This is a genomic window from Flavobacterium sp. 123 (assembly GCF_003634825.1).
Taxonomy (GTDB): Bacteria; Bacteroidota; Bacteroidia; order Flavobacteriales; family Flavobacteriaceae; genus Flavobacterium.
Window position 1 is genome coordinate 719,028 of the sequence record NZ_RBXD01000001.1, and the last position, 21,575, is coordinate 740,602.

Below are 21,575 nucleotides of genomic sequence, written 5' to 3' on the forward strand. Positions count from 1 at the left end.
ACGCAGTTTAAAAAACATTTAAAATGGATATTCATTTACAAAAATACAGAATCAAAATTCATAAATCCTACCACAGGTCAGATATCAGGTATCCATAGCTCGTTTATATAAATTAAGGAAATCAATTGATTTCAAACACATAAAAAATAAACGAATCCCTATAAAATGACTTTCCAAGAACAAATTAAACAAGGAATTCCTGCTGAATTACCAAAGCCAAAACCATTTGATTCAGACATTAATCACGCTCCTAAACGAAAAGAAATTCTTACTGGTGAAGAAAAAAAATTGGCTTTACGCAATGCTTTGCGCTATTTTGAACCGAAGCATCATGCGGTATTAATTGACGAATTCTCCGAAGAACTCGAAACATTCGGTCGTATTTATATGTATCGCTTTCGCCCTGATTACAAAATGTATGCGAGACCAATTGAGGAATATCCTGGAAAATCCAACCAAGCCAAAGCTATCATGTTAATGATTCAGAACAATCTGGATTATGCTGTGGCGCAACATCCGCACGAATTAATTACTTATGGCGGAAATGGTGCTGTTTTTCAAAACTGGGCACAATATTTATTGACCATGCAATACTTGTCAGAAATGACAGATGAGCAAACACTAACGATGTATTCAGGCCACCCGATGGGATTATTCCCTTCACATCCAGAAGCTCCTCGCGTAGTTGTTACTAACGGAATGGTAATTCCTAACTATTCAAAACCAGACGATTGGGAAAAAATGAATGCGTTAGGTGTTTCTCAATACGGACAAATGACCGCAGGAAGTTATATGTATATTGGTCCGCAAGGAATTGTTCATGGAACCACAATTACTGTTTTGAATGGTTTTCGTAAAATAAAACGCAGCCCAAAAGGAGGTTTATTTGTAACTTCTGGATTGGGAGGCATGAGTGGTGCACAACCAAAAGCCGGAAATATAGCTGGATGCATCACTGTTTGCGCCGAAGTTAATCCAAAAATCACCCATATTCGTCATAATCAAGGCTGGATAAATGAAGTGATTCAAGATATTGATGAATTGGTGCAACGAGTTGCTTTGGCCAAAGCCAATCAAGAAGTTGTTTCTATAGGATATCTCGGAAATGTTGTTGATGTTTGGGAACGATTTCAGGAAGAAAATATTCATATTGATTTAGGTTCAGACCAGACTTCGCTGCATAATCCTTGGGCTGGTGGTTATTATCCTGTTGGTATTTCATTTGAAGAAGCAAATGAAATGATGGCTGAAAATCCTGAATTATTCAAAATAAAAGTTCAAGAAACACTACGCCGACACACGATTGCAATAAACAAACATACTGCTAAAGGAACTTATTTCTTTGACTATGGCAATGCTTTCCTATTAGAAGCTTCGCGCGCGGGTGCGGATGTTATGGCAGAAAACCAAATTGATTTTAGATATCCGAGTTATGTCCAAGATATTATGGGGCCAATGTGCTTTGATTATGGATTTGGCCCTTTCAGATGGGTTTGCGCTTCTGGAAAACCAGAAGATTTAGCAAAAACAGACACTATTGCATGTAATGTATTAGAAGAAATAGCGAAGAACGCACCAGTTGAAATTCAGCAACAAATGCAGGATAATATTCAGTGGATAAAAGGTGCTCAAGAAAATAAATTAGTTGTTGGTTCACAAGCCCGAATTCTTTATGCTGATGCTGAAGGGCGAGTAAAAATTGCCGAAGCTTTTAATCAAGCTATTGCCAAAGGCCAAATTGGAACTGTAGTTTTGGGTCGTGATCATCATGATGTTTCTGGTACAGATTCGCCTTATAGAGAAACTTCAAATATATATGATGGTTCCCGTTTTACTGCCGATATGGCGATACATAATGTTATAGGAGATAGCTTTCGTGGTGCTACTTGGGTGTCCATCCATAATGGTGGAGGTGTAGGCTGGGGAGAGGTAATTAATGGTGGTTTTGGTATGGTTCTTGATGGTTCAAAAGAAGCGTCAAAACGTTTGGCATCAATGCTTTTTTGGGATGTAAACAACGGTATTTCCAGAAGAAGTTGGGCTAGAAATGAAGGAGCTATTTTTGCTATAAAAAGAGCAATGGAATCGCAACCTTTATTGAAAGTCACTATCCCAAATATTGTTGACGAACATTTATTTTAGTTAATTGAATCTTACATCTTAACTTTTAAAAAGATAAAATATGAAAACAATTAAATTATTGCCACTGCTTTTACTTTTTATAGTAGCTTCTTGCAGTTCCGTTAGTGTGAATTCTGATTACGACAAAAACGTAGATTTTTCAGCGTATAAAACGTATGCCTATCACAAAGCCGGAATAGACAAAGTAGAGATTTCTGATTTAGACAAAAGAAGAATTCTTCATGCAATCGATGACCAAATGGCTGCAAAAGGATTTACAAAAAGTGAAAATCCTGATCTATTAATAAATATTTTCACCAAATCCCGTGAGCAAGTAAACGTAAACCAATTCAATGCAGGATGGGGTTACGGTTGGGGATGGGGATGGAATCCTTATATGATGATGGGAAGACAAACTTCTGTTTCAACATCAACAGAAGGAACTTTATACATTGATTTAATCGATGCTAAAAAGAAAGAAATGATATGGCAAGGTGAAGGTTCAGGAATATTAACGAAAAATAACGCTAAAAAAGAAGAACGAATTGCTGATTTTGTAAGCAAAATTTTAGCGCAATATCCTCCAGTTAAAAAATAATTTAAGTAAATTACAATAGCCTACCTTTGTGTGGGCTATTTTTACATCACACAATGACACCAGTTAAAGACATATCAAACTTAGAAGACATCAAAACTTTGGTAAATACTTTCTATTCAAAAGTACAACAAGACCCATTTATTGGCCCCATTTTTAATGAAAAAATAGGGAATCGATGGCCAGAACATTTAGAAAAGATGTATCGATTTTGGGAAACAATTTTACTAGAAGTTCATAGTTATTCTGGCAGCCCATTTCCACCTCACAAACAACTTCCTGTTGCAATTGAGCATTTTGCACAATGGATGGCCATTTTTACAGAAACAGTAGATGATTTATTTGTTGGTCCTCTTGCTGAAGAAGCAAAATTGCGCGCCAAAAATATGGCTGAAATGTTCAACTATAAAATTGAATATTTTAGAAACATGGAAAAAAGCCAATAACTTAATTCTTCTTGAGCTTTTATAATTTTATAGTTTGACTTAAATCTTTTTCGTTTTCAATTGTTTTGCCTTCGTATTTAAGCTTCCAATTCATGGTATTCGTTAGAATCAACATTTTTGACAGTTCGCTTATTAAACGATTTTTAGCATTGGCTTTAAGCGATGATTTCTCTATTTTCTTGGCCAAATTAGCTTTAACTAATTTGTTTATTTTATTGTAATCGTCTCCGGTGAAAGGATTTAACTTACTTTGCTCAACATCATAAAATTGAAGATCTGGGCTTATTTTTATTTCTTCTTTTGGAATACTTAAAATTGTAATTGTTTTATTTTTTTCATCAATATCATATTTCATTTGATGCAAATCATACGCTACAGTGACATCTGCATTGACAATAATAAGTGCTTTTTTTTCGAAAGAAAGCATATCCATTAAATATTTTTCTTGATTCTTATAGGTTATCACTTCAGCAAAATGCCCTTCGGTAACTACTAATTTTCCAACATTTACAATTTGTTGTTGAATTAGATTTGTATTATAATCTAAGTCCTCACTATCTCCTTTTTTGAATTCACAAAACTTGAATAGCAAAATAGTACTGATGAGGATTCCTATACCAATAAAAACTCTTTTTTGCATATCTAAAATTTTATAAATGGATACTTTGACACCAATTTAGTTATTTTTTCTTTCCGTTTAAGTTCAAACTTTAAGTGACTTTCAGCTTTTGGATTAAAGGGTTTATGCGATAAACTTTTTTGAATACTTTCAACTTCATCCATAATAGGAAAGGCAGTTTTAGAAATTGAAGTTTCCTTGAAACGCTCCCAAATATAATCTATTGCAACTTGATTAGGATGCAACATATCTTCTGCATAAAAACGATAATCACGAAGTTCGTCCATCATAATTTCATAGCTTGGAAAATACGTTTCTGACTGACTTAAAACTTGATGAATGCCAGAAATTAAATTGGCTTTACTCCATTGATTTTCTACAAAACCATCTTTGATATGTCGTACTGGTGAAATGGTGAAAATAATATTGGAATCTGGATTTAAAGAATGAATGAATTGAATGGTTTGCTTAATACTTTCTTTTATAGTTTCAATGGATAACAATTCTTTTTTAAATTCTTTTTGAGGAACTTTATGGCAATTAGCAACAATTTCATTGTTTTCAATATTTCTATACACCCATGAAGTTCCATAAGTAATTATAACTTGTGAGGCTGCTTGTAATTGTTTTTTGGTTTGTTTTAGAATTGAATTTAATGAAGTCAATAGCTCTTCTTTGCTTTCATTACTCAAATCAGAATGTACATCGAATGAATGCCAACATTCATTATAAAAGAAAATATCTGCTTCCGTAAAAACAGTAGCAGTTACAACTTTACTGATCATTTTTTCGATAGAAACTGGATTGAAAATTATTCCAAAAGGATTTACAGTATTCTGAAACTTATAATATTCAAATTTATCTCCAATGTTTTCTGCAAAACAAGAGCCTAGCAATATTATTTTACAATTATAATCAATTGGTTTTGTTGCTGTAGAAATTGGTACTTGAGTTCTGAAATTCATAAAGATCTGTTTCTACAAACGTAATAATTTATTGGTAAAAATAGTCTGTTTTTAAATAACCAATTGTTCCATTATCTAAAATAGCAGTTTCTGAAACTTCCTCAATTGGATAATCATCAACATCATATTTAAAAGCTGTTTTATAAAATTTAGCTGAAGATGTTACTTGATCGCCTTGAGTAGTGGTTGAAATTAGTACACTTGTCAAACTATTGTTCAATGAAATTTTTTGATTTTGATCCAATAGCTTTCTATATCCCAACACATTACGCATAGGATTATTTTTAGAATCATATTCAAAACTTACGTTAGATGTCGAAATAGTTCCTTCAGGAGTATCATCAGCGATAGTTTCGGTTTTTATTAAATTTTCATTTTGAAAATACAAAGTTCCATGAGAAACTTTAACTTCAGGATTGTCTGAATCTAAAATAAATTTTTCAAATGAAATGGTTCCATTTAGATTATAAACATAACTTATTCTGTAATTATTTAATGACTTTACTTGTACTAATTGCCCTCCAACATAGCTATATTCAATGGTTTCACTAAGTTGATTCTGTTTGTCAAAAACTACTATTTTAGTAATTAAGTCATTGTCATACGTGAAATCCGTATGTTTTAAAACCCCATCAATACTAACAATTTTGCTTCCAATATAAGTATACATTGTCGAAGTAGAAGCTCCATCTGAAGAAGTAGCAACAACTCTTTTTAACAATTTTATCGTATCAACACTTTCTGTTGAACAAGCGTAAAAAGCGAATAAAAGAACGGATAAAATCCAGTATATATATTTTATTTTTTTCATAACACATTTGCCTTTGTTAGCCCTTTCGAAACTAGACAAACCAAACGTATAGAAATTAATTAAAACCCACAAAATTCATCGTTACAAACCCAATATTTCGGTTAAAATACTATTTTCAAACCGTATTTCATCATTATTTTAAATCCTTATAATTAAGAACATTAAACAAAAAAAGAACCCTTTTAGAACCTAAATTCCAAAAGGGCTTTGATATCCTATTACGACTAAATTTGCCTTAGTTCACAAATTCAATCGCTTTGTTTAAAGCTTCTTTGATTCCGCTTGCATTTTTACCTTTTCCAGATGCAAAGAAGGGTTGTCCTCCACCGTTTCCATCAATATATTTACCTAATTCTCTAATTACATTTCCAGCATTTAATAATTTCTCTGCTACTAATTCTTTTGAAATATAACAATGAATGTTTGGCGCATTATCTTCAATTGAAGCTAAAAATACAAATGAATTTGGCTTAGAACTTCCTAATGCTTGTGCCAAATCTTTGGTTGAACTCATGCTTAAATCAACTTGTTTCGCCAAAAAGTTAAGTCCGTTTATTTCTTGGAAATCAGCAATTAAAGTATTTTTGAGCCCTTCGATTTTCTCTTTCAATAATTGCTCAATTTGTTTTTTCAATTTAGCATTGTCATCTTGTAATGATGCAACCGATTTTAAAACATCTTGAGGGTTTTTCAAAGTCTCTTTTATTTCTGCCAAAGTATGCTCTTGATTCGCATAGAAATTTTTCACAGCATCACCTGTAATTGCTTCAATACGACGAATACCAGCTGCAACAGCTCCTTCTGAAATGATTTTGAAATGCCAAATTTCAGCAGTATTTTTCACGTGAATTCCACCACACAATTCCATACTTTGCCCAAATTTTATCGCACGAACATTATCACCGTATTTTTCACCAAATAATGCCATTGCTCCTTCGTCTAAGGCTTGTTGAATCGGAATGTTTCTTCTTTCAATCAATGGTAATTGCTCTTGAATTCTTGCATTTACAAAGTCTTCTACTTGTTTGATTTCTTCATCAGTAACTTTACTGAAATGTGAAAAGTCAAAACGTAAATTATTTGAATTTACTAAAGATCCTTTTTGCTCCACATGAGTTCCTAAAATACTTCTCAAAGCCTGATGCATCAAGTGTGTTGCCGAGTGATTTTTAGCAGTCGCTAATCTTAAATCGGTATTAACTTTAGCCACAAAACTTGCATTAACATTCTCTGGAAGTTGTTTTGTAAAATGTAGAATTAAGTTATTTTCTTTTTTAGTATCAATAATAGCAATCGTTTCGTTAGCTGAAACTAACGTTCCTTTATCACCAACTTGCCCTCCTCCTTCTGGATAGAATGGCGTATTATCTAAAACGATTTGGTATAAAATCCCATCTTTTTTAGAATCTACTTTACGAATACGTGTAATTTTCACTTCGTTTTCTACTTGATCATAACCAACGAATGTTTCTACATTACCCGAAATCAAAACAGACCAATCCTCTGTTGAAACTTCTGAAGCAGCACGCGAACGATTTTTTTGCTCTTGCATTGCTGCATTAAATCCAGCTTCGTCTAAATCAAATCCTTTTTCTCTTAAAATTAAAGCCGTTAAATCAATTGGAAATCCAAAAGTATCATACAGCTCAAATGCTTTAGCGCCTGAAACTTCTTTTCCTTTAGTTTCGGCAACCACGTTTTCTAACAGTTGTAATCCTTGGTCCAATGTTCTCAAGAAAGAAGCTTCTTCTTCACGAATTACATTCGTCACAAATTGCTGTTGCGATTTGATTTCCGGGAAAAATTCGCCCATTTGATTGGCTAAAACTTCAACTAATTTATTGATAAAAGGTTCTTTAGTATTCAAAAATGTAAATCCGTAACGAATCGCACGACGTAAAATTCTACGAATTACGTAACCAGCACCTGTATTTGATGGCAATTGTCCGTCAGCAATAGCAAAAGCCACTGCACGAACGTGGTCCACAACCACACGAATCGCAATATTAGTTTTGTTTTGTTCTTCTGATATGTTTTTAACTTCGTTTGAAGTGTATTTCAATCCTGTTATTTGTTCTACTTTTTCAATAAGCGGTGTAAAAACATCCGTGTCATAATTAGATGTTTTTCCTTGCAATGCCATACACAAACGTTCAAATCCCATTCCAGTATCCACGTGTTGTGCAGGTAATTTTTCTAAAGAACCATCCGCTTTACGATTGAATTCCATGAAAACGTTGTTCCAAATTTCAACTACTTGTGGATGGTCATTATTCACTAAACTTTTTCCTGAAACAAGCAATTTTTCTGCTTCTGGACGCAAATCAACATGAATTTCAGAACATGGCCCACAAGGTCCTTGGTCACCCATTTCCCAGAAATTGTCTTTTTTGTTACCAAGAATAATTCGGTCTTCATCAATTAAAGTTTTCCAAATATCCCAAGCTTCTTGATCAAACGGCACATTATCTTCTTTACTTCCTTCAAAAACAGAAACATAAAGATTTTCTTTTGGAATTTTATACACTTCGGTTAACAATTCCCAAGCCCAGTTGATAGCTTCTTTTTTGAAATAATCTCCAAAAGACCAATTTCCAAGCATTTCAAACATGGTGTGATGGTAGGTGTCAAAACCTACGTCTTCCAAATCATTATGTTTTCCTGAAACACGAAGACATTTTTGCGTATCGGCTATTCTAGGACTTTTTGGAGTTCCATTCCCTAAAAAGTATTCTTTGAATTGTGCCATTCCTGAATTATTAAACATCAGTGTTGGATCATCCTTAAGAACGATTGGTGCTGATGGAACGATTAAATGTTCTTTACTTTTAAAAAACTCTAGAAATTGTTTACGTACGTCTTGTGATTTCATTTTTTAATTTCTTTAGCCCAGATAATACTATAAAACAGCTCTAAATATTAGAACTTGCAATTATTAACTAGAATAGGCTCATTAATTTATTTATTATTAAAAAAAGGAGGGAACAAATGAAACATTTATTAAATTTGTTCGTCTAACCTTTTTTACAAGGTGCAAAAATAGGGTATTTTAAAATATGTCGAAAGTAAAATATTATTACGATTCCGAAAATCTGGCGTATCGAAAAATAAAAACACGAAAAGCTAAAAAAATTGGCGTGGTTGCCTTGTTTTTATTGGCTTCAGCCTTATTTGGTTTTTTAAGTTTCTTTGTTTTGTTGAATACTCCTTATTTTGAGACCCCAAAAGACCGGTTGCAAGCACGTGAAATTGACAATTTGAAATTAAATTATGCCATTTTAAACAAAAAAATGGACCAGCTCAATACTGTTGTAGATGCCATTGAAGATCGAGATAATAATATATATAGAGTATATTTCAATAAATCAGCGATTCCAGATGAGGAACGAAAATCAGGTTTTTCAGGAGCTAATCGCTATGCGGTATTAGAAGGTTATAACAATTCCGAACTGGTAATTAACACCACCAAACGAGTTGACATTTTGAGTAAAGAACTAGACGTTCAGTCCAAATCATTAGATGAAATTTTTAAACTTGCCAAAGCAAAAAACAACTTATTGTCAGCTATTCCTGCCATTCAGCCAGTTAGGAATGAAAATTTAAAACAAATGGCTTCTGGTTTTGGATACCGATCAGATCCATTTACCAAAGTTAAAAAAATGCACGAAGGAATGGACTTTACAGCTAAAACTGGAACTCCTATTTATGCAACTGGTGATGGATTAGTAGCAAAATCTGACAATACAGCCTCTGGTTTTGGTAATCATATCGTAATTCGGCACGGATTTGGATACGAAACTTTGTATGCGCATTTAAGTAAATATAAAGTTCGAGCTGGGCAACGTGTAAAACGAGGAGATGTTATAGGATATGTAGGAAGTACAGGAAGGTCAGAAGGGCCACATTTACATTATGAAGTGCATAAAGACGGTAAGGTGGTAAATCCACTAAACTTTTATTACGGAAATATTTCGGCTGTGGAGTATGTAGCCATCGCCCAATTAGCAAATCAAGAAAACCAATCATTAGACTAATGCATATAGAATTATCAGCAGACAAAAGATATTACAGCATAGGCGAAGTTGCCAAAGCTTTTGAAGTAAACGCCTCGCTTATCCGTTTTTGGGACAACGAATTTGATATTCTGAAACCGAAAAAAAATGCCAAAGGAAATCGAATGTTTACTCCTGAAGATGTAAAAAATTTACAATTAATCTTTCATTTAGTCAAAGAAAGAGGCTTTACACTCGAAGGCGCAAAAACCCATCTAAAAGAAGGACAAAAGAAAACTTTGGACAAATTTGAGATTATTAGCAAACTAGAAACCATTAGAACACAATTAACAAATATTAAAAATCAACTTTAAAACTAAAAAAACATGAAAAGATTTTTGCCTTGGATTATTGGAGCAGTACTTATTTTAGGAATTTACAGCTGGGTTAAAGGAATTAACAATACAGCCGTAACTTACGAACAAGATATTAATGAAGCTTGGGGTAATGTTCAAACTTCTTACCAAAGAAGAAATGACCTAATTGGTAATTTAGTAAACACTGTAAAAGGAGCTGCTGACTTTGAAAAAAGTACATTAACAGCTGTTATTGAGGCTCGCGCCAAAGCAACATCCGTAAAAATTGACCCAACTAATATCACTCCAGAACAGTTAACTCAGTTTAATCAAGCTCAAAGTGGTGTTAGCAGTTCATTATCAAGATTATTAGTAACTGTAGAAAAATATCCTGACTTGAAAGCCAATGAAAACTTCTTGAAATTACAAGATGAATTGGCTAGTACAGAAAACCAAATTTTAACTGCAAGAACTCGTTTCAACGAAGCCGTTAAACCTTACAACACGCATATTAGAACGTTCCCAAACTCTATATTTGCAGGAATGTTTGGCTTTAAGGAAAAACCTTATTTTGAAGCTGCTGTTGGTGCGGACAAACCCGTTGAAGTAAAATTCTAATATCTAAATAATGTCAAAAGTAGAAGATTTTTTAACCAAGGAAGAAGAACAAGAAATTGTTGAAGCTATTCGTGTGGCTGAAAAAAACACTTCTGGCGAAATTAGAATACACATAGAAAAAACAACTTCCAAAGCAGCTTTTGATAGGGCTTTGGAAGTTTTTCATGAATTAAAAATGAATGAAACCCAACTTCAAAATGGTGTTTTAATTTATTTAGCTGTTACCGATAAAAAGTTTGTAATTTGTGGAGACAAAGGAATAAATGATGTTGTTTCCGAAGATTTTTGGGACACTACAAAAGAAGTCATGGCAGCTCAATTCAAAACAGGAAATTTCAAGCAAGGTTTGATTGACGGCATAACTAAAGCGGGACATCAACTAAGTACTAATTTTCCTTGGAAAGAAAATGATACCAATGAATTATCAAATGAAATATCAAAAGGGTAATGACTTTATATAAAAAAAACACTTCAATATTAGTGAAACTTTTGGTTTGTTTCCTTTTTACACAAATCAGTTTTGCCCAATTTACAATTCCAGAAAAACCAGATTTTCAGACTTCTGTATATGATTATGCCAACCTTTTGAGTGCAACTGAAAAATCACAACTGGAGGAAAAACTAATCAAATATTCTGACTCAACAACAACCCAAATTGTGGTGATTACCATTGAAAGCTTAAAAGGCGAAGATGTAAGTCAATTAGCTACAAAATGGGCCCATACATGGGGTTTTGGTCAAGCCAAAGAAGACAATGGAGTAATTATTTTAGTTGCAAAAGACGAAAGGAAAATAGCAATTAATCCTGGTTATGGACTTGAAGACCGATTGACAGCTGGAATTGGTGGAGAAATAATTCGAAATATAATCATTCCTGAATTTAAAGCAGGAAGCTATTATAGCGGCTTAGACAAAGGTGCCGATGCTTTATTAGATGTTTTTAAAGGAAAATATAAAGGCGAGCGAAAACAGACTAAAGAAAAAGATTTTCCTATTTTTCCATTAATAGTTATTGTAGTCATATTATTTGTTTTAATCTCAAGAAATAAAAATAGCGGAGGAAATTCTGGAAATTCTAATGGCGGAGGACCAAGTTTGCTTGATGTGATCATCTTAAGTAGCCTTGGTAGAAATAGCGGAGGTGGCGGTTTTGGAGGTTCTTCAGGTGGCGGTTTCGGTGGCGGAGGTTTTGGTGGTGGATTTGGCGGAGGTGGTTTCTCTGGCGGTGGTTCTAGCGGAAGCTGGTAATTTTTAGCGGAGCACTTTAAAAATATCATTTATTTTTTTAACCAAATTATAATCCCATGCGATATTCATTATTCTTTATTATGCTTTATAGTATTGTAGTGTCTGCACAAGGAGTAAATGATAGCATCAAAACTGGGAATTTAAATGAAATCAAAGAGCTGAATGAATTAATTGAAAAATGGCCAACCGCAGATAATTTCTATTACAGAGGATATTCTTATTTTGCTATTAAAGATTATCAAAATGCACTTTCAGACTATAACAAAGCAATCGCCATTGATTCAACTGATTTTAAATACTTTTTTAGTAGAGGAAAACTAAAAGATGAAATCAAAGATTATAGAGGAGCTGTTTCAGATTACACAACATGTATTGCTCTAAACAAAATTTCGTATAAAGCATATTACAGTCGTGCTTTTTCAAAATCAAATTATGTAGATTTGTATGGTGCTATAGAAGACTATTCAAAATGTATTGAGATTAATCCTGATTGTGGTCCAGCCTATCTAAATAGAGGAATAATAAAAGCTCAAAAACAGCTGCATGAAGAGGCTATAAAAGATTTTGACAAAGCGTTATCACTCAATGTGAGTTTTATTGAAACCATGAAGAATAGAGCAATTTCAAAAGCATTACTGAATCGCAAAGATGCCATAGATGATTTTAATGCTGTCGTTCAATCGGATCAAAAAAATGGGGAAGGATATTATAATAGGGCTTTGCACATTATAAATTTTAAATTAAAACAAGATTATTGTTCTGATTTAAAAAAAGCCAATCAATTAGGATTTATTCCTGCTAAAAAGTTACTAAATCAATACTGTAAATTATAAAAAATGCTTTCACACAAGACTAAATACGCACTCAAAGCACTTCTGTTTTTAGCCAAACAAGACGAAGGATATATAGCAAGAACAAGTGAAATTGCAGAAGGTGCTAGTATTCCTAAAAAGTTTTTGGAACAAATATTATTGGATCTAAAAAGAGGACATTTTGTAGGTAGCAAACAAGGAAAATTTGGAGGCTACTATCTTTTAAAATCAAAAAGCACAATAACTTTAGCAGATATTCATCGATTATTTGACGGTGCAATTGCATTATTACCTTGTGCCTCTCTAAATTTTTACGAGCCTTGCTTAGATTGTAAAACCGAGTCAGAATGCGCCCTTAGACACGGATTAATTGCTATTAGAGAAAAGACTTTGGCTGCAATGGAAAGCATAACTATTGACTCATTAGTAAAAAAATAAAAAAATATTTTTTAAACCCTACTACTTTAATAGAATTTATATATATTTGCATCGAATTACAAAAGCAACTTCTTTTTTTAAACAAAAAAATAATACATATTAGAAGTAATTTTTAAAAAGAGTAGTAATTAAACAATAATGTTATAAGTGATTTTAAACTATACTAATTACATATAATATATATATTTTAAATATGAAAAATAGAGAACCGAAAAAAAATTTATTAAACCTAGACTCTAAAGTAAAGAGAATTTTTAATTTCAAAAAAGTGTGTAGATTCAACATTATGTGCCCTCGGGCATAGTAAATGAATATGGGATTTGAGTTTTAGAAACACAACCCCAATAGAATAAAAGGAATAAACACAAAATTAAAAAATTAAAAAATCAATTATGAACACAAAAAAAATACTATTAATACTTATTGCATTCTTCACAATAGGAATTGCAAATGCACAATCATCAGATGACGTTCTTAACTTACTTATTCAAAAAGGGCTAGTAAAACAAAATGATGCAGACTCCATTAGAGCAGATTACGCATTGAAACAACAAGACATCAAAGAAAAACAGAAATTATTTAATGTTCTTTCTAGCCGAAATATAAACATTGGAGGATATACTCAAGTACGCTATCAATCATTACAAGAACCAGGAAAACCAGATGGTTTTGACATCAGAAGAGCAAGATTTGATATTAAAGGAAACTTTTCGCCTGAATGGGAATATAGATTACAGACAGATTTTGCTGTAAGTCCGAAAATTATTGACGCCTATTTTACATACAAACCTTATGATTATTTAAAAATAACTGGGGGACAATTTTTAATCCCAAACTCTTTAGAAAGCACAACATCTGACAACACACTAGAAACAATTGATAGAGCACAAATAAGCGGATTAGTAGGAAGAAACAAAGACGCTATTGGGGATCAAAATGGTCGTGACATAGGATTGCAAGTAAGCGGAAGTTTATTTAAAACAGAATCAAATCGTTTTCTTTTAGACTATTACATAGCTTATTTTAATGGACAAGGAATTAACATTGCCGCTGACAAAAACGAATCTAAAGATATTGCAGCCCGAGTTGTTGCGCATCCATATGAGTTTTTAGACTTTGGTATCTCCTATTCTAATGGTTTTGACTCGTGGGGAACACCTGCAAAAAACCAAGTCCAAAATAGAATTGGAGCTGATGTATCTGTAAACTATAATGATTTTTCTTTTAGAGCAGAATATTTGCAAGCACAACAAGGCTCTTATTTAGTGAGTGGCGTTACGAAAGATCTAGTAAAAGATGGATGGTATGCACAAGTTGGCTATTTTATATTGCCGAAGAAATTTCAATTTGTGGCTAAATACGACACTTTCGATCCAACAAAAAACAACCCTAAGAATGATATTACAACATTCTACACTCTTGGAACAAATTATCACATAAACAGTTTTGTGAAGTTTCAAGTGAATTACAAACATAAAAATGAGCAAAGAGGCACCATCAATAAAGATGAAATTGTTGCACAATTACAACTAAAATTTTAAATACTAAATAAACATGAAAACATATAAACTATCAACACTAGCAGTAATTATTCTATTGCTTACAAATGGGAACTTCACTAAAGTATCCGCACAAGATTTATCAGGAAACATCAGTATCTCTGGAGCATTTGCTTTATACCCAATTACTGTGAAATGGGCAGAGGAATTTAAAAAAACACATCCAAAAGTCAAAATAGACATTCAAGCTGGTGGTGCTGGAAAAGGAATTACAGATGTATTATCTAAAGTAACGGATATTGGATTAGTATCGAGAGACCTTAACGCTGCTGAATATAAAAAAGGAGCTTATGCCGTTGCTGTCACTAAAGACGCAGTAATTCCAACCATAAGCACAACAAGCCCATACACAAAAGTATTATATGAAAAAGGGGTTAAAAAAGAAGCGTTTAACAACATATTTATCACCGGTAAATATAAAACTTGGAACACATTAGGTTTCAAAAGCACAGCACCAATTCATGTATATACAAGATCTGATGCTGCAGGAGCAGCAGAAACTTGGGCAAAATATTTTGGTAAAAAACAAGAAGATTTACAAGGAGTAGCCGTTTTTGGTGACCCAGGATTAGCACAAGCTGTAAAAAGAGATCCTTCAGGTTTAGGGTTTAATAACATTGTTTACATCTACGATACGAAAAGTAACAAACCAATTAATGGAATTGTACCTGTACCAATTGACCTTAATAATAATGGAAAATTAGATCCTGACGAAGATTTCTATAATGATATTAATCAATTAATTGCTGCTATTGTAGCTGGTAAATATCCTTCGCCTCCTGCCAGAGATTTATATTATGTAACTGTTGGAAAACCAAAAAATCCAATTGTAAAAGAATTCATAAAATACATCCTTACTGACGGACAAAAATATGTTACGGAAGCAGGTTACATAAAATTTTCTAAAGAAAAATTAAACAAAGAGTTAGAAAAAGTTAAGTAACAAAATCATAGAAATTAATTAATACCCCATCCGAAATATCTTTTAAAGATGGGGTTAAATTTGAATAAATGAAAAATATAAGACTATTAAAAGATAGTTTCTTTAGCAAAATTTTCTTTGTGCTTACCATTCTATCTATATCTACGGTTTTATTATTAGGATTTGGTTTGTACTATAAGTCAATCCCTGTATTAAGTACCAACTCATTATCTAACTTACTTTTTTCCTCTGAATGGAAGCCTTTCAAAGAATCTTTTGGTTTTTATTCCTATATCATGGGAACACTTTGGGTAACCGGAATCTCCATTTTAATTGCATTACCGTTATCAATATTAACAGCCATTTATCTTTCGGAGTATGCTCCTATTCGAGTAAAAAAAATTGTTTTGCCTTTAATAGAACTATTATCTGGAATTCCACCAGTACTTTTTGGTGTATGGGGAGGCTTAGTAATCGTTCCTTTAATACAAGAAAAAATAGCCCCTCATTTTGTTGAATTCAACACAGGATATTCTGTTTTAGCAGGTGGAATTGTACTGGCTATTATGATTTTCCCACTCATTATAAGCATCTTAATTGAAGTATTTGATAATGTACCTCAAGAATTGCGTGATGCTTCTTTATCATTAGGTGCAACCAAATGGCAAACCGTAAAAAAAGTATTATTACGACGTTCAACAGAAGGAATAATTGCAGCGACTGTTTTGGCTATTTCAAGAGCATTTGGAGAAACAATTGCTGTATTAATGGTCTGTGGAAATTTAGCACAAATCCCCACAAGCGTTTTCGATTCGGGATATCCGTTGCCTGCACTTATAGCTAATAACTATGGCGAAATGATGTCTATTCCAATGTATGATTCTGCGTTAATGTTTGCCGCTTTATTATTATTTGTCATTATCTTTTTATTTAATGCTATTTCGAGAATTATATTATTTCGAATCGAAAAAAGAACGAATTAAATCATATCAAAATGAGAAAAATAGAAGAAAACATATTTAAAGTTTTGATGATTGCAAGTACCATCATCATTTCAAGCACCTTATTTTTGATACTATACACCATTTTTTCAAAAGGTGTGGGCTCATTAAGTTGGGACATGATTTCAAAAATACCTGAAGGAGGATTTTACATTGGTAAAGGAGGAGGAATTCTAAATGCAATTATTGGTTCGATTTACATTACCATAGGATCTACCGTATTAGGACTAATAATAAGTTTACCTATTGTAATTTATATCAATACCTATGCAAAGAAAAATTCACTACTAGCGAACATAACCCGATTGAGTTATGATATCTTATTTGGAATTCCATCTATTGTTTATGGTGCTTTTGGGTTTGTAATTATGGTTTACTTTGGGTTAAAAACATCATTATTAGCAGGAATAATAACGGTAACTTTATTAATAATTCCCATTTTAGTACGAGCAATTGATGAAGTAGTTCGGGTTGTACCAGAGGATATGAGTAACGCTGTTTATTCGCTTGGTGCCACACGTTATGAAACTGCAAAAATCCTGTTAAGGCAATCTACTTCTGGAATCATTACGGCTGTTTTATTATCATTTGGTAGGGCTATTGGTGACGCTGCCTGTGTGTTATTTACTGCCGGTTTTACGGATAGCATTCCTACCTCACTAGATCAACCTGCAGCAACATTACCACTATCAATATTTTTTCAATTGAGTAGCCCAATTCCTGAAGTTCAAAACCGAGCCTATGCCGCTGCCGTTATTCTAACCATAATTGTTTTAATAATTAGTATTACCGCAAAAATAGCAAGCAAAAACCTTTCAAAAAATAAAATATGATTATTCAGCCACATATCAGCATTCAAAATCTTAACGTACATATAGGAGACAATCACATCCTAAAAAACATCAATTTAGATATTCCAGACAAAAAAGTTACTTCTTTAATTGGCCCATCAGGTTGTGGAAAAACTACATTGTTAAAAACCATGAACCGATTACTTGACAGACAAACTGATGTTCATGTAGAAGGAAAAGTCCTTGTAGATGGTGAAAATATCTACGATCCAAAAGTAGAGGTAACTCATATACGAAAAAAAATGGGGCTATTATCCCAAAGACCTTTCCCATTGCCAATGAATATTTATGACAATATTGCTTACGGACAACGAATTCATGGAAATAATAACAAGAAAGAGTTAGACGAAATTGTTGAAAAATACCTTCGCGCTGTAAATCTTTGGGATGAAGTAAAAGACCGATTAAAAGCTCCTGCTACAAGATTATCTATAGGACAACAACAACGTTTATGCCTTGCTAGAGGACTGGCCATTGAACCTGAAATTATCTTGGGTGATGAACCAACCTCAGCCCTTGATCCTATTTCTACTCAAGCTATTGAGGAATTATTTTTGCAACTAAAAGACCAATATACTATTGTATTAGTAACACATATTTTGCGCCAAGCAAGAAGAGTTTCTGATTATGTAGGATTCGTATATATGGGAGAAATAATTGAATTTGGCCCTACTGAAGAAGTACTGCTTAACCCGAAAGAAAAACTAACAAAAGATTATGTTAAAGGTTTCTTGAGTTAAAAATCCTGCATAAAAAAAGTCCCAATTACTTGGGACTTTTTTTTATTTCTCTCTAATATAAATATCTATTGGCACTCCTGAGAAGTCCCAATTTTCTCTAATTTTATTTTCAAGGTAACGTTTGTACGGTTCCTTAACATATTGTGGCATATTGGCAAAAAACACAAACTGAGGAGTTGGTGTTGGCAACTGCATACAATATTTAATTTTCACATATTTACCTTTGGTTGCTGGTGGTGGGTACGCTTCAATTACTTTCAACATAAATTCGTTGAATTTTGAAGTCGCAATACGTTGTTGTCTATTTTCATAAACCTGAACTGTAGCTTCTAATGCTTTCAACAAACGTTGTTTAGTCAAAGCCGAAACAAAAAGAATAGGCACATCCGTAAATGGCATTAATTCTTTTCTAATTTTCTCTTCGTAATCACGGGTTGACATAGTATCCTTCTCTACTAAATCCCATTTGTTTACTAAAATCACTACTCCTTTTCTGTTTTTTTCAGCCAACCAAAAAATACTTTGATCCTGTCCTTCAAATCCACGAGTAGCATCAATAATCAAAATACAAATATCCGCATGTTCAATAGCACGAACAGAACGCATAACCGAATAAAACTCTAAATCTTCCTTAACTTTTGCTTTACGACGAATTCCGGCAGTATCTACCAAGTTAAATTCGAAGCCAAAACGGTCAAATTTAGTGTCAATTGCATCACGAGTTGTTCCTGCAATATCCGTAACTATATATCTATCTTTACCAATCAAAGCATTAATAAAGCTTGATTTTCCTGCATTAGGTCGTCCTACAACTGCAAAACGAGGTAAAACTACTTCTTCTGTAACTGGTTCTGGTTTTTCTGGAAACGCATCAATCAATGCATCTAACAAATCGCCTGTTCCACTTCCTGAAATACTGGCAAACGTGTAATACTCTCCTAAACCAAGGTTGTAAAACTCTATTGCATCTTTCTCACGCATAGCATTATCCACCTTGTTTACAGCAAGTAAAACGGGTTTAGTTACTTTACGCAACAATCTTGCAACCGCATCATCCATAGGAGTAATTCCCTCCTCAACATCAACCACAAAAATAATAACATCAGCTTCATCAATCGCTAATTCCACTTGTTTGCGGATTTCGCCTTCAAAAACGTCATCTGATCCACGGACATATCCACCTGTATCAATTACAGAAAACTCTTTTCCGTTCCACTCGCTTTTACCATAGTTTCTATCTCGGGTCACCCCTGATACTGAATCTACAATAGCTTCTCTTCTTTGTATCAGCCTATTAAAGAGGGTTGATTTCCCCACATTAGGTCTTCCTACTATCGCAACAATGTTATTCATAATATAAATTCAAATATTTATTTTTCTCGAATACTGCGGTGCAGTTTCGGGTTGCAAAGGTAGTGTTTAAAAGCATGATTATCAATTTTTTTGGTATATTAGCAAAATTGTGCCGATTTATTACCAAAAATTTACTTTTATGGATACTGATAATGAAATAAGACTTCGTTTACGATTTTACAAAGATGTCTCTGAAAACATTGATGCTTTGCGTGCTAAATTTGCAAAATACACTGAAATAAAATCCAATGATTACTTTGTAAAAATTAGAGGATACCATATTTGGCTCAACATAAAAGGTGCTCAAAAAACCTATTATTCCCCTCATTTGCATATTGAATTAGAGAAAAAAACCGAAACCGAAACTCATATCCGTGGCTTGTTTGGTCCTGACCCTACGCTATGGACATTCTTCATGTTTCTACACTTTATGGTAGCTGGAATTTTTTTGATTTTTTCAGGAATCGCTTATTCTAATTATGTGCTTAAAAATCCCATAACTATGGATTTAGTAGTGATGGCACTAATGGTTTGTGTTTGGTTTTTATTGTATTTCATCGCCAAACAAATTCGGAAAAGTGGTCATAAACAAATGGACTATTTAGACGATTTATTCAACGAAATGATTGCTTCCTAAATATATTCTGGGAGCTTAATCCCGCTATCCACTTTATCTTTTCTTGCTCAAAAAAAGCAAGAAAAGGATGCCTCCCGAAGCTTCGGGACTATCGGGGCTAAAAAAAATCGTAAAAGCATTAAATATGCTTTTACGATTTTTTTGTGTTCTGTTGATGCGTGAAGGATAGTAGTGGAAATCCTTTACTTTTTTTTCTTTAAAAAAGTAAAGATTGCAACGAATAGCCTGACCCTTTTTGGGTCACGCCCAAAACTTATTGATTGTAACCGAAACGTTTTAGCATATTCGCATTACTTCGCCAGTTTTTGTTGACTTTTACATACAATTCGATATGGATTTGTTTGCCAAAGAATTTTTCTAAATCGGCACGAGCATCCATTCCTACTTTCTTCAAAGCAGCGCCTTTATGCCCTATAATGATTCCTTTTTGGGTATCGCGCTCCACCATAATCAAGGAACGAATACGGATGATGTTATCGTCCTCAAAGAATTCTTCGGTCACGATTTCAACCGCATATGGAATTTCTTTGCTGTAGTTCAATAATATTTTTTCACGAATGGTTTCATTAACGAAGAAACGTTCTGGTTTATCCGTCAATTGATCTTTCGGGTAATAAGCAGGCGATTCTGGCAAGAGCGAAATGATTCTTTCAAAAACTTCTGGCACATTGAAATTCTGCAAAGCTGATATTGGGAAGATTTCTGCATTTGGCACTTTAGCCGTCCAGAATGCTACTTGTTCTTCTAATTGTTCTTGGTTTGAATTATCAATTTTGTTTAACAATAACAAAACTGGAATTTTAGCATGGATGATTTTATTGAAGAAAGCTTCGTCTTTCAACTCCTGCTCTCCTATCTCGACCATGTAAACTAAAATATCAGCATCCTCAAAAGCGGACTTCACAAAATTCATCATCGATTCCTGCATTTCATATGCTGGTTTGATGATACCTGGAGTATCTGATAAGATTAATTGAAAATCTTCTCCGTTTACAATTCCCAGAATTCTATGACGTGTTGTTTGTGCTTTTGATGTGATTATGGACAATCTTTCTCCAACAAAGGCATTCATTAGAGTTGATTTTCCAACGTTTGGATTTCCTATGATGTTTACAAAACCTGCTTTATGTGACATTTCTATACTAATTTATCCTGCAAAGGTAGACATATCAAGTCAATAGACGAAATAAAACATTTTTTAAAATTTTCATTGAAAATGTGAATTTTCGTTGTACATTTGCACCCGAAACAACGCGGGATAGAGCAGTAGGCAGCTCGTCGGGCTCATAACCCGAAGGTCACAGGTTCGAGTCCTGTTCCCGCTACTAAGAATTTTATTGAAATTACAAACGCACATCGCGGGATAGAGCAGTAGGCAGCTCGTCGGGCTCATAACCCGAAGGTCACAGGTTCGAGTCCTGTTCCCGCTACTAGAAAGCTTCAGAGAAATCTGGAGCTTTTTTTATGGAGTAAACTCAAATTAGGAATTCC

The 21,575-nt window shown here is 33.4% G+C and carries 22 protein-coding genes and 2 tRNA genes; 18 read left to right on the forward strand and 6 right to left on the reverse strand.

Annotated features, from left to right (window positions below; all coding sequences use genetic code 11):
* Positions 1-165 precede the first annotated feature (165 nt).
* The 3 genes from C8C88_RS03260 to C8C88_RS03270 are packed head-to-tail and all read left to right on the forward strand — an operon-like array spanning position 166 to position 3,162.
* Positions 166-2,142 carry a urocanate hydratase gene (locus C8C88_RS03260; protein ID WP_121336750.1) on the forward strand — a complete coding sequence of 659 codons (1,977 nt, stop codon included), beginning with the start codon at positions 166-168 and terminating at the stop codon, positions 2,140-2,142.
* Positions 2,143-2,182: 40 nt separating this feature from the next.
* The gene (locus C8C88_RS03265) at positions 2,183-2,719 is read left to right on the forward strand and encodes a DUF4136 domain-containing protein (RefSeq protein ID WP_121336751.1); all 537 of its coding nucleotides are present in this window, start codon (positions 2,183-2,185) and stop codon (positions 2,717-2,719) included.
* 53 nt (positions 2,720-2,772) lie between these two features.
* Positions 2,773-3,162, forward strand: a complete 390-nt coding sequence (locus C8C88_RS03270; RefSeq protein WP_121336752.1) for a group III truncated hemoglobin — start codon at positions 2,773-2,775, stop codon at positions 3,160-3,162.
* A gap of 19 nt (positions 3,163-3,181) precedes the next feature.
* Here C8C88_RS03270 and C8C88_RS03275 read toward each other — a convergent pair whose 3' ends face one another.
* From C8C88_RS03275 to alaS, 4 genes are all read right to left on the reverse strand, one after another.
* Complete coding sequence (locus C8C88_RS03275; protein ID WP_121336753.1) at positions 3,182-3,802, reverse strand: DUF4230 domain-containing protein; 621 nt, start codon at positions 3,800-3,802, stop codon at positions 3,182-3,184.
* A gap of 2 nt (positions 3,803-3,804) precedes the next feature.
* Positions 3,805-4,746 carry a GSCFA domain-containing protein gene (locus C8C88_RS03280; RefSeq protein WP_121336754.1) on the reverse strand — a complete coding sequence of 314 codons (942 nt, stop codon included), beginning with the start codon at positions 4,744-4,746 and terminating at the stop codon, positions 3,805-3,807.
* 28 nt (positions 4,747-4,774) lie between these two features.
* On the reverse strand, positions 4,775-5,557 hold the full coding sequence (locus tag C8C88_RS03285; protein ID WP_121336755.1) for a hypothetical protein: 783 nt from the start codon (positions 5,555-5,557) through the stop codon (positions 4,775-4,777).
* 235 nt (positions 5,558-5,792) lie between these two features.
* On the reverse strand, positions 5,793-8,429 hold the full coding sequence (gene alaS / locus C8C88_RS03290) for an alanine--tRNA ligase (RefSeq protein WP_121336756.1): 2,637 nt from the start codon (positions 8,427-8,429) through the stop codon (positions 5,793-5,795).
* A gap of 184 nt (positions 8,430-8,613) precedes the next feature.
* Between alaS and C8C88_RS03295 the strand changes: the two genes are divergently transcribed.
* The 12 genes from C8C88_RS03295 (at position 8,614) to pstB (ending at position 18,094) form a co-directional block, all read left to right on the forward strand.
* On the forward strand, positions 8,614-9,591 hold the full coding sequence (locus C8C88_RS03295) for a M23 family metallopeptidase (protein ID WP_121336757.1): 978 nt from the start codon (positions 8,614-8,616) through the stop codon (positions 9,589-9,591).
* A complete protein-coding gene (locus C8C88_RS03300) occupies positions 9,591-9,923 on the forward strand; it encodes a MerR family transcriptional regulator (RefSeq protein ID WP_121336758.1) in 333 nt (110 codons plus the stop codon). Before C8C88_RS03295 ends, C8C88_RS03300 begins: the two co-directional genes overlap by 1 nt.
* A 12-nt stretch (positions 9,924-9,935) precedes the next feature.
* Positions 9,936-10,523: a LemA family protein gene (locus tag C8C88_RS03305; protein ID WP_121336759.1), complete on the forward strand. Its 588-nt coding sequence runs from the start codon at positions 9,936-9,938 to the stop codon at positions 10,521-10,523.
* A gap of 10 nt (positions 10,524-10,533) precedes the next feature.
* Positions 10,534-10,971 (forward strand): TPM domain-containing protein, encoded by a 438-nt coding sequence (locus C8C88_RS03310; protein ID WP_121336760.1) that lies wholly within the window; start codon positions 10,534-10,536, stop codon positions 10,969-10,971.
* Positions 10,971-11,771 carry a YgcG family protein gene (locus tag C8C88_RS03315; protein ID WP_121336761.1) on the forward strand — a complete coding sequence of 267 codons (801 nt, stop codon included), beginning with the start codon at positions 10,971-10,973 and terminating at the stop codon, positions 11,769-11,771. The genes C8C88_RS03310 and C8C88_RS03315 overlap by 1 nt, the downstream gene beginning before the upstream one ends.
* 56 nt (positions 11,772-11,827) lie before the next feature.
* A complete protein-coding gene (locus C8C88_RS03320) occupies positions 11,828-12,604 on the forward strand; it encodes a tetratricopeptide repeat protein (RefSeq protein WP_121336762.1) in 777 nt (258 codons plus the stop codon).
* A 3-nt stretch (positions 12,605-12,607) separates the two neighbouring features.
* Positions 12,608-13,021 (forward strand): Rrf2 family transcriptional regulator, encoded by a 414-nt coding sequence (locus C8C88_RS03325; protein ID WP_121336763.1) that lies wholly within the window; start codon positions 12,608-12,610, stop codon positions 13,019-13,021.
* Positions 13,022-13,413: 392 nt separating this feature from the next.
* Positions 13,414-14,562: a porin gene (locus C8C88_RS03330; RefSeq protein WP_121336764.1), complete on the forward strand. Its 1,149-nt coding sequence runs from the start codon at positions 13,414-13,416 to the stop codon at positions 14,560-14,562.
* Between the two features lie 13 nt (positions 14,563-14,575).
* Positions 14,576-15,523: a PstS family phosphate ABC transporter substrate-binding protein gene (locus C8C88_RS03335; RefSeq protein ID WP_121336765.1), complete on the forward strand. Its 948-nt coding sequence runs from the start codon at positions 14,576-14,578 to the stop codon at positions 15,521-15,523.
* A 68-nt stretch (positions 15,524-15,591) separates the two neighbouring features.
* A complete protein-coding gene (pstC, locus tag C8C88_RS03340) occupies positions 15,592-16,485 on the forward strand; it encodes a phosphate ABC transporter permease subunit PstC (protein WP_121336766.1) in 894 nt (297 codons plus the stop codon).
* 11 nt (positions 16,486-16,496) lie between these two features.
* Positions 16,497-17,336 (forward strand): phosphate ABC transporter permease PstA, encoded by an 840-nt coding sequence (gene pstA / locus C8C88_RS03345; RefSeq protein WP_121336767.1) that lies wholly within the window; start codon positions 16,497-16,499, stop codon positions 17,334-17,336.
* Positions 17,333-18,094: a phosphate ABC transporter ATP-binding protein PstB gene (pstB, locus tag C8C88_RS03350; RefSeq protein ID WP_121336768.1), complete on the forward strand. Its 762-nt coding sequence runs from the start codon at positions 17,333-17,335 to the stop codon at positions 18,092-18,094. Before pstA ends, pstB begins: the two co-directional genes overlap by 4 nt.
* 42 nt (positions 18,095-18,136) lie before the next feature.
* On the opposite strand, the gene der is transcribed toward pstB, so the two are convergent.
* Positions 18,137-19,447, reverse strand: coding sequence for a ribosome biogenesis GTPase Der (gene der / locus C8C88_RS03355; protein ID WP_121336769.1), 1,311 nt, complete (start codon positions 19,445-19,447; stop codon positions 18,137-18,139).
* A 139-nt stretch (positions 19,448-19,586) separates the two neighbouring features.
* On the opposite strand from der, the gene C8C88_RS03360 reads away from it, so the two are divergent.
* The gene (locus C8C88_RS03360) at positions 19,587-20,084 is read left to right on the forward strand and encodes a hypothetical protein (protein ID WP_121336770.1); all 498 of its coding nucleotides are present in this window, start codon (positions 19,587-19,589) and stop codon (positions 20,082-20,084) included.
* A 253-nt stretch (positions 20,085-20,337) separates the two neighbouring features.
* Here C8C88_RS03360 and era read toward each other — a convergent pair whose 3' ends face one another.
* Complete coding sequence (era, locus tag C8C88_RS03365; protein ID WP_121336771.1) at positions 20,338-21,219, reverse strand: GTPase Era; 882 nt, start codon at positions 21,217-21,219, stop codon at positions 20,338-20,340.
* A 117-nt stretch (positions 21,220-21,336) separates the two neighbouring features.
* Here era and C8C88_RS03370 point away from each other — a divergent pair.
* Both C8C88_RS03370 and C8C88_RS03375 read left to right on the forward strand, forming a co-directional pair.
* A tRNA-Met gene (locus C8C88_RS03370) sits at positions 21,337-21,409 on the forward strand.
* 32 nt (positions 21,410-21,441) lie between these two features.
* Positions 21,442-21,514: transfer RNA gene (locus C8C88_RS03375), tRNA-Met, on the forward strand.
* The last annotated feature ends 61 nt before the right edge of the window (positions 21,515-21,575 follow it).

Bases quoted from the DNA above. Each gene is read 5' to 3' on its own strand.
- C8C88_RS03260 (WP_121336750.1), top strand. From the start codon at position 166: ATGACTTTCCAAGAACAAATTAAACAAGGAATTCCTGCTGAATTACCA.
- C8C88_RS03265 (WP_121336751.1), top strand. From the start codon at position 2,183: ATGAAAACAATTAAATTATTGCCACTGCTTTTACTTTTTATAGTAGCT.
- C8C88_RS03270 (WP_121336752.1), top strand. From the start codon at position 2,773: ATGACACCAGTTAAAGACATATCAAACTTAGAAGACATCAAAACTTTG.
- C8C88_RS03275 (WP_121336753.1), bottom strand. From the start codon at position 3,802: ATGCAAAAAAGAGTTTTTATTGGTATAGGAATCCTCATCAGTACTATT.
- C8C88_RS03280 (WP_121336754.1), bottom strand. From the start codon at position 4,746: ATGAATTTCAGAACTCAAGTACCAATTTCTACAGCAACAAAACCAATT.
- C8C88_RS03285 (WP_121336755.1), bottom strand. From the start codon at position 5,557: ATGAAAAAAATAAAATATATATACTGGATTTTATCCGTTCTTTTATTC.
- alaS (WP_121336756.1), bottom strand. From the start codon at position 8,429: ATGAAATCACAAGACGTACGTAAACAATTTCTAGAGTTTTTTAAAAGT.
- C8C88_RS03295 (WP_121336757.1), top strand. From the start codon at position 8,614: ATGTCGAAAGTAAAATATTATTACGATTCCGAAAATCTGGCGTATCGA.
- C8C88_RS03300 (WP_121336758.1), top strand. From the start codon at position 9,591: ATGCATATAGAATTATCAGCAGACAAAAGATATTACAGCATAGGCGAA.
- C8C88_RS03305 (WP_121336759.1), top strand. From the start codon at position 9,936: ATGAAAAGATTTTTGCCTTGGATTATTGGAGCAGTACTTATTTTAGGA.
- C8C88_RS03310 (WP_121336760.1), top strand. From the start codon at position 10,534: ATGTCAAAAGTAGAAGATTTTTTAACCAAGGAAGAAGAACAAGAAATT.
- C8C88_RS03315 (WP_121336761.1), top strand. From the start codon at position 10,971: ATGACTTTATATAAAAAAAACACTTCAATATTAGTGAAACTTTTGGTT.
- C8C88_RS03320 (WP_121336762.1), top strand. From the start codon at position 11,828: ATGCGATATTCATTATTCTTTATTATGCTTTATAGTATTGTAGTGTCT.
- C8C88_RS03325 (WP_121336763.1), top strand. From the start codon at position 12,608: ATGCTTTCACACAAGACTAAATACGCACTCAAAGCACTTCTGTTTTTA.
- C8C88_RS03330 (WP_121336764.1), top strand. From the start codon at position 13,414: ATGAACACAAAAAAAATACTATTAATACTTATTGCATTCTTCACAATA.
- C8C88_RS03335 (WP_121336765.1), top strand. From the start codon at position 14,576: ATGAAAACATATAAACTATCAACACTAGCAGTAATTATTCTATTGCTT.
- pstC (WP_121336766.1), top strand. From the start codon at position 15,592: ATGAAAAATATAAGACTATTAAAAGATAGTTTCTTTAGCAAAATTTTC.
- pstA (WP_121336767.1), top strand. From the start codon at position 16,497: ATGAGAAAAATAGAAGAAAACATATTTAAAGTTTTGATGATTGCAAGT.
- pstB (WP_121336768.1), top strand. From the start codon at position 17,333: ATGATTATTCAGCCACATATCAGCATTCAAAATCTTAACGTACATATA.
- der (WP_121336769.1), bottom strand. From the start codon at position 19,447: ATGAATAACATTGTTGCGATAGTAGGAAGACCTAATGTGGGGAAATCA.
- C8C88_RS03360 (WP_121336770.1), top strand. From the start codon at position 19,587: ATGGATACTGATAATGAAATAAGACTTCGTTTACGATTTTACAAAGAT.
- era (WP_121336771.1), bottom strand. From the start codon at position 21,219: ATGTCACATAAAGCAGGTTTTGTAAACATCATAGGAAATCCAAACGTT.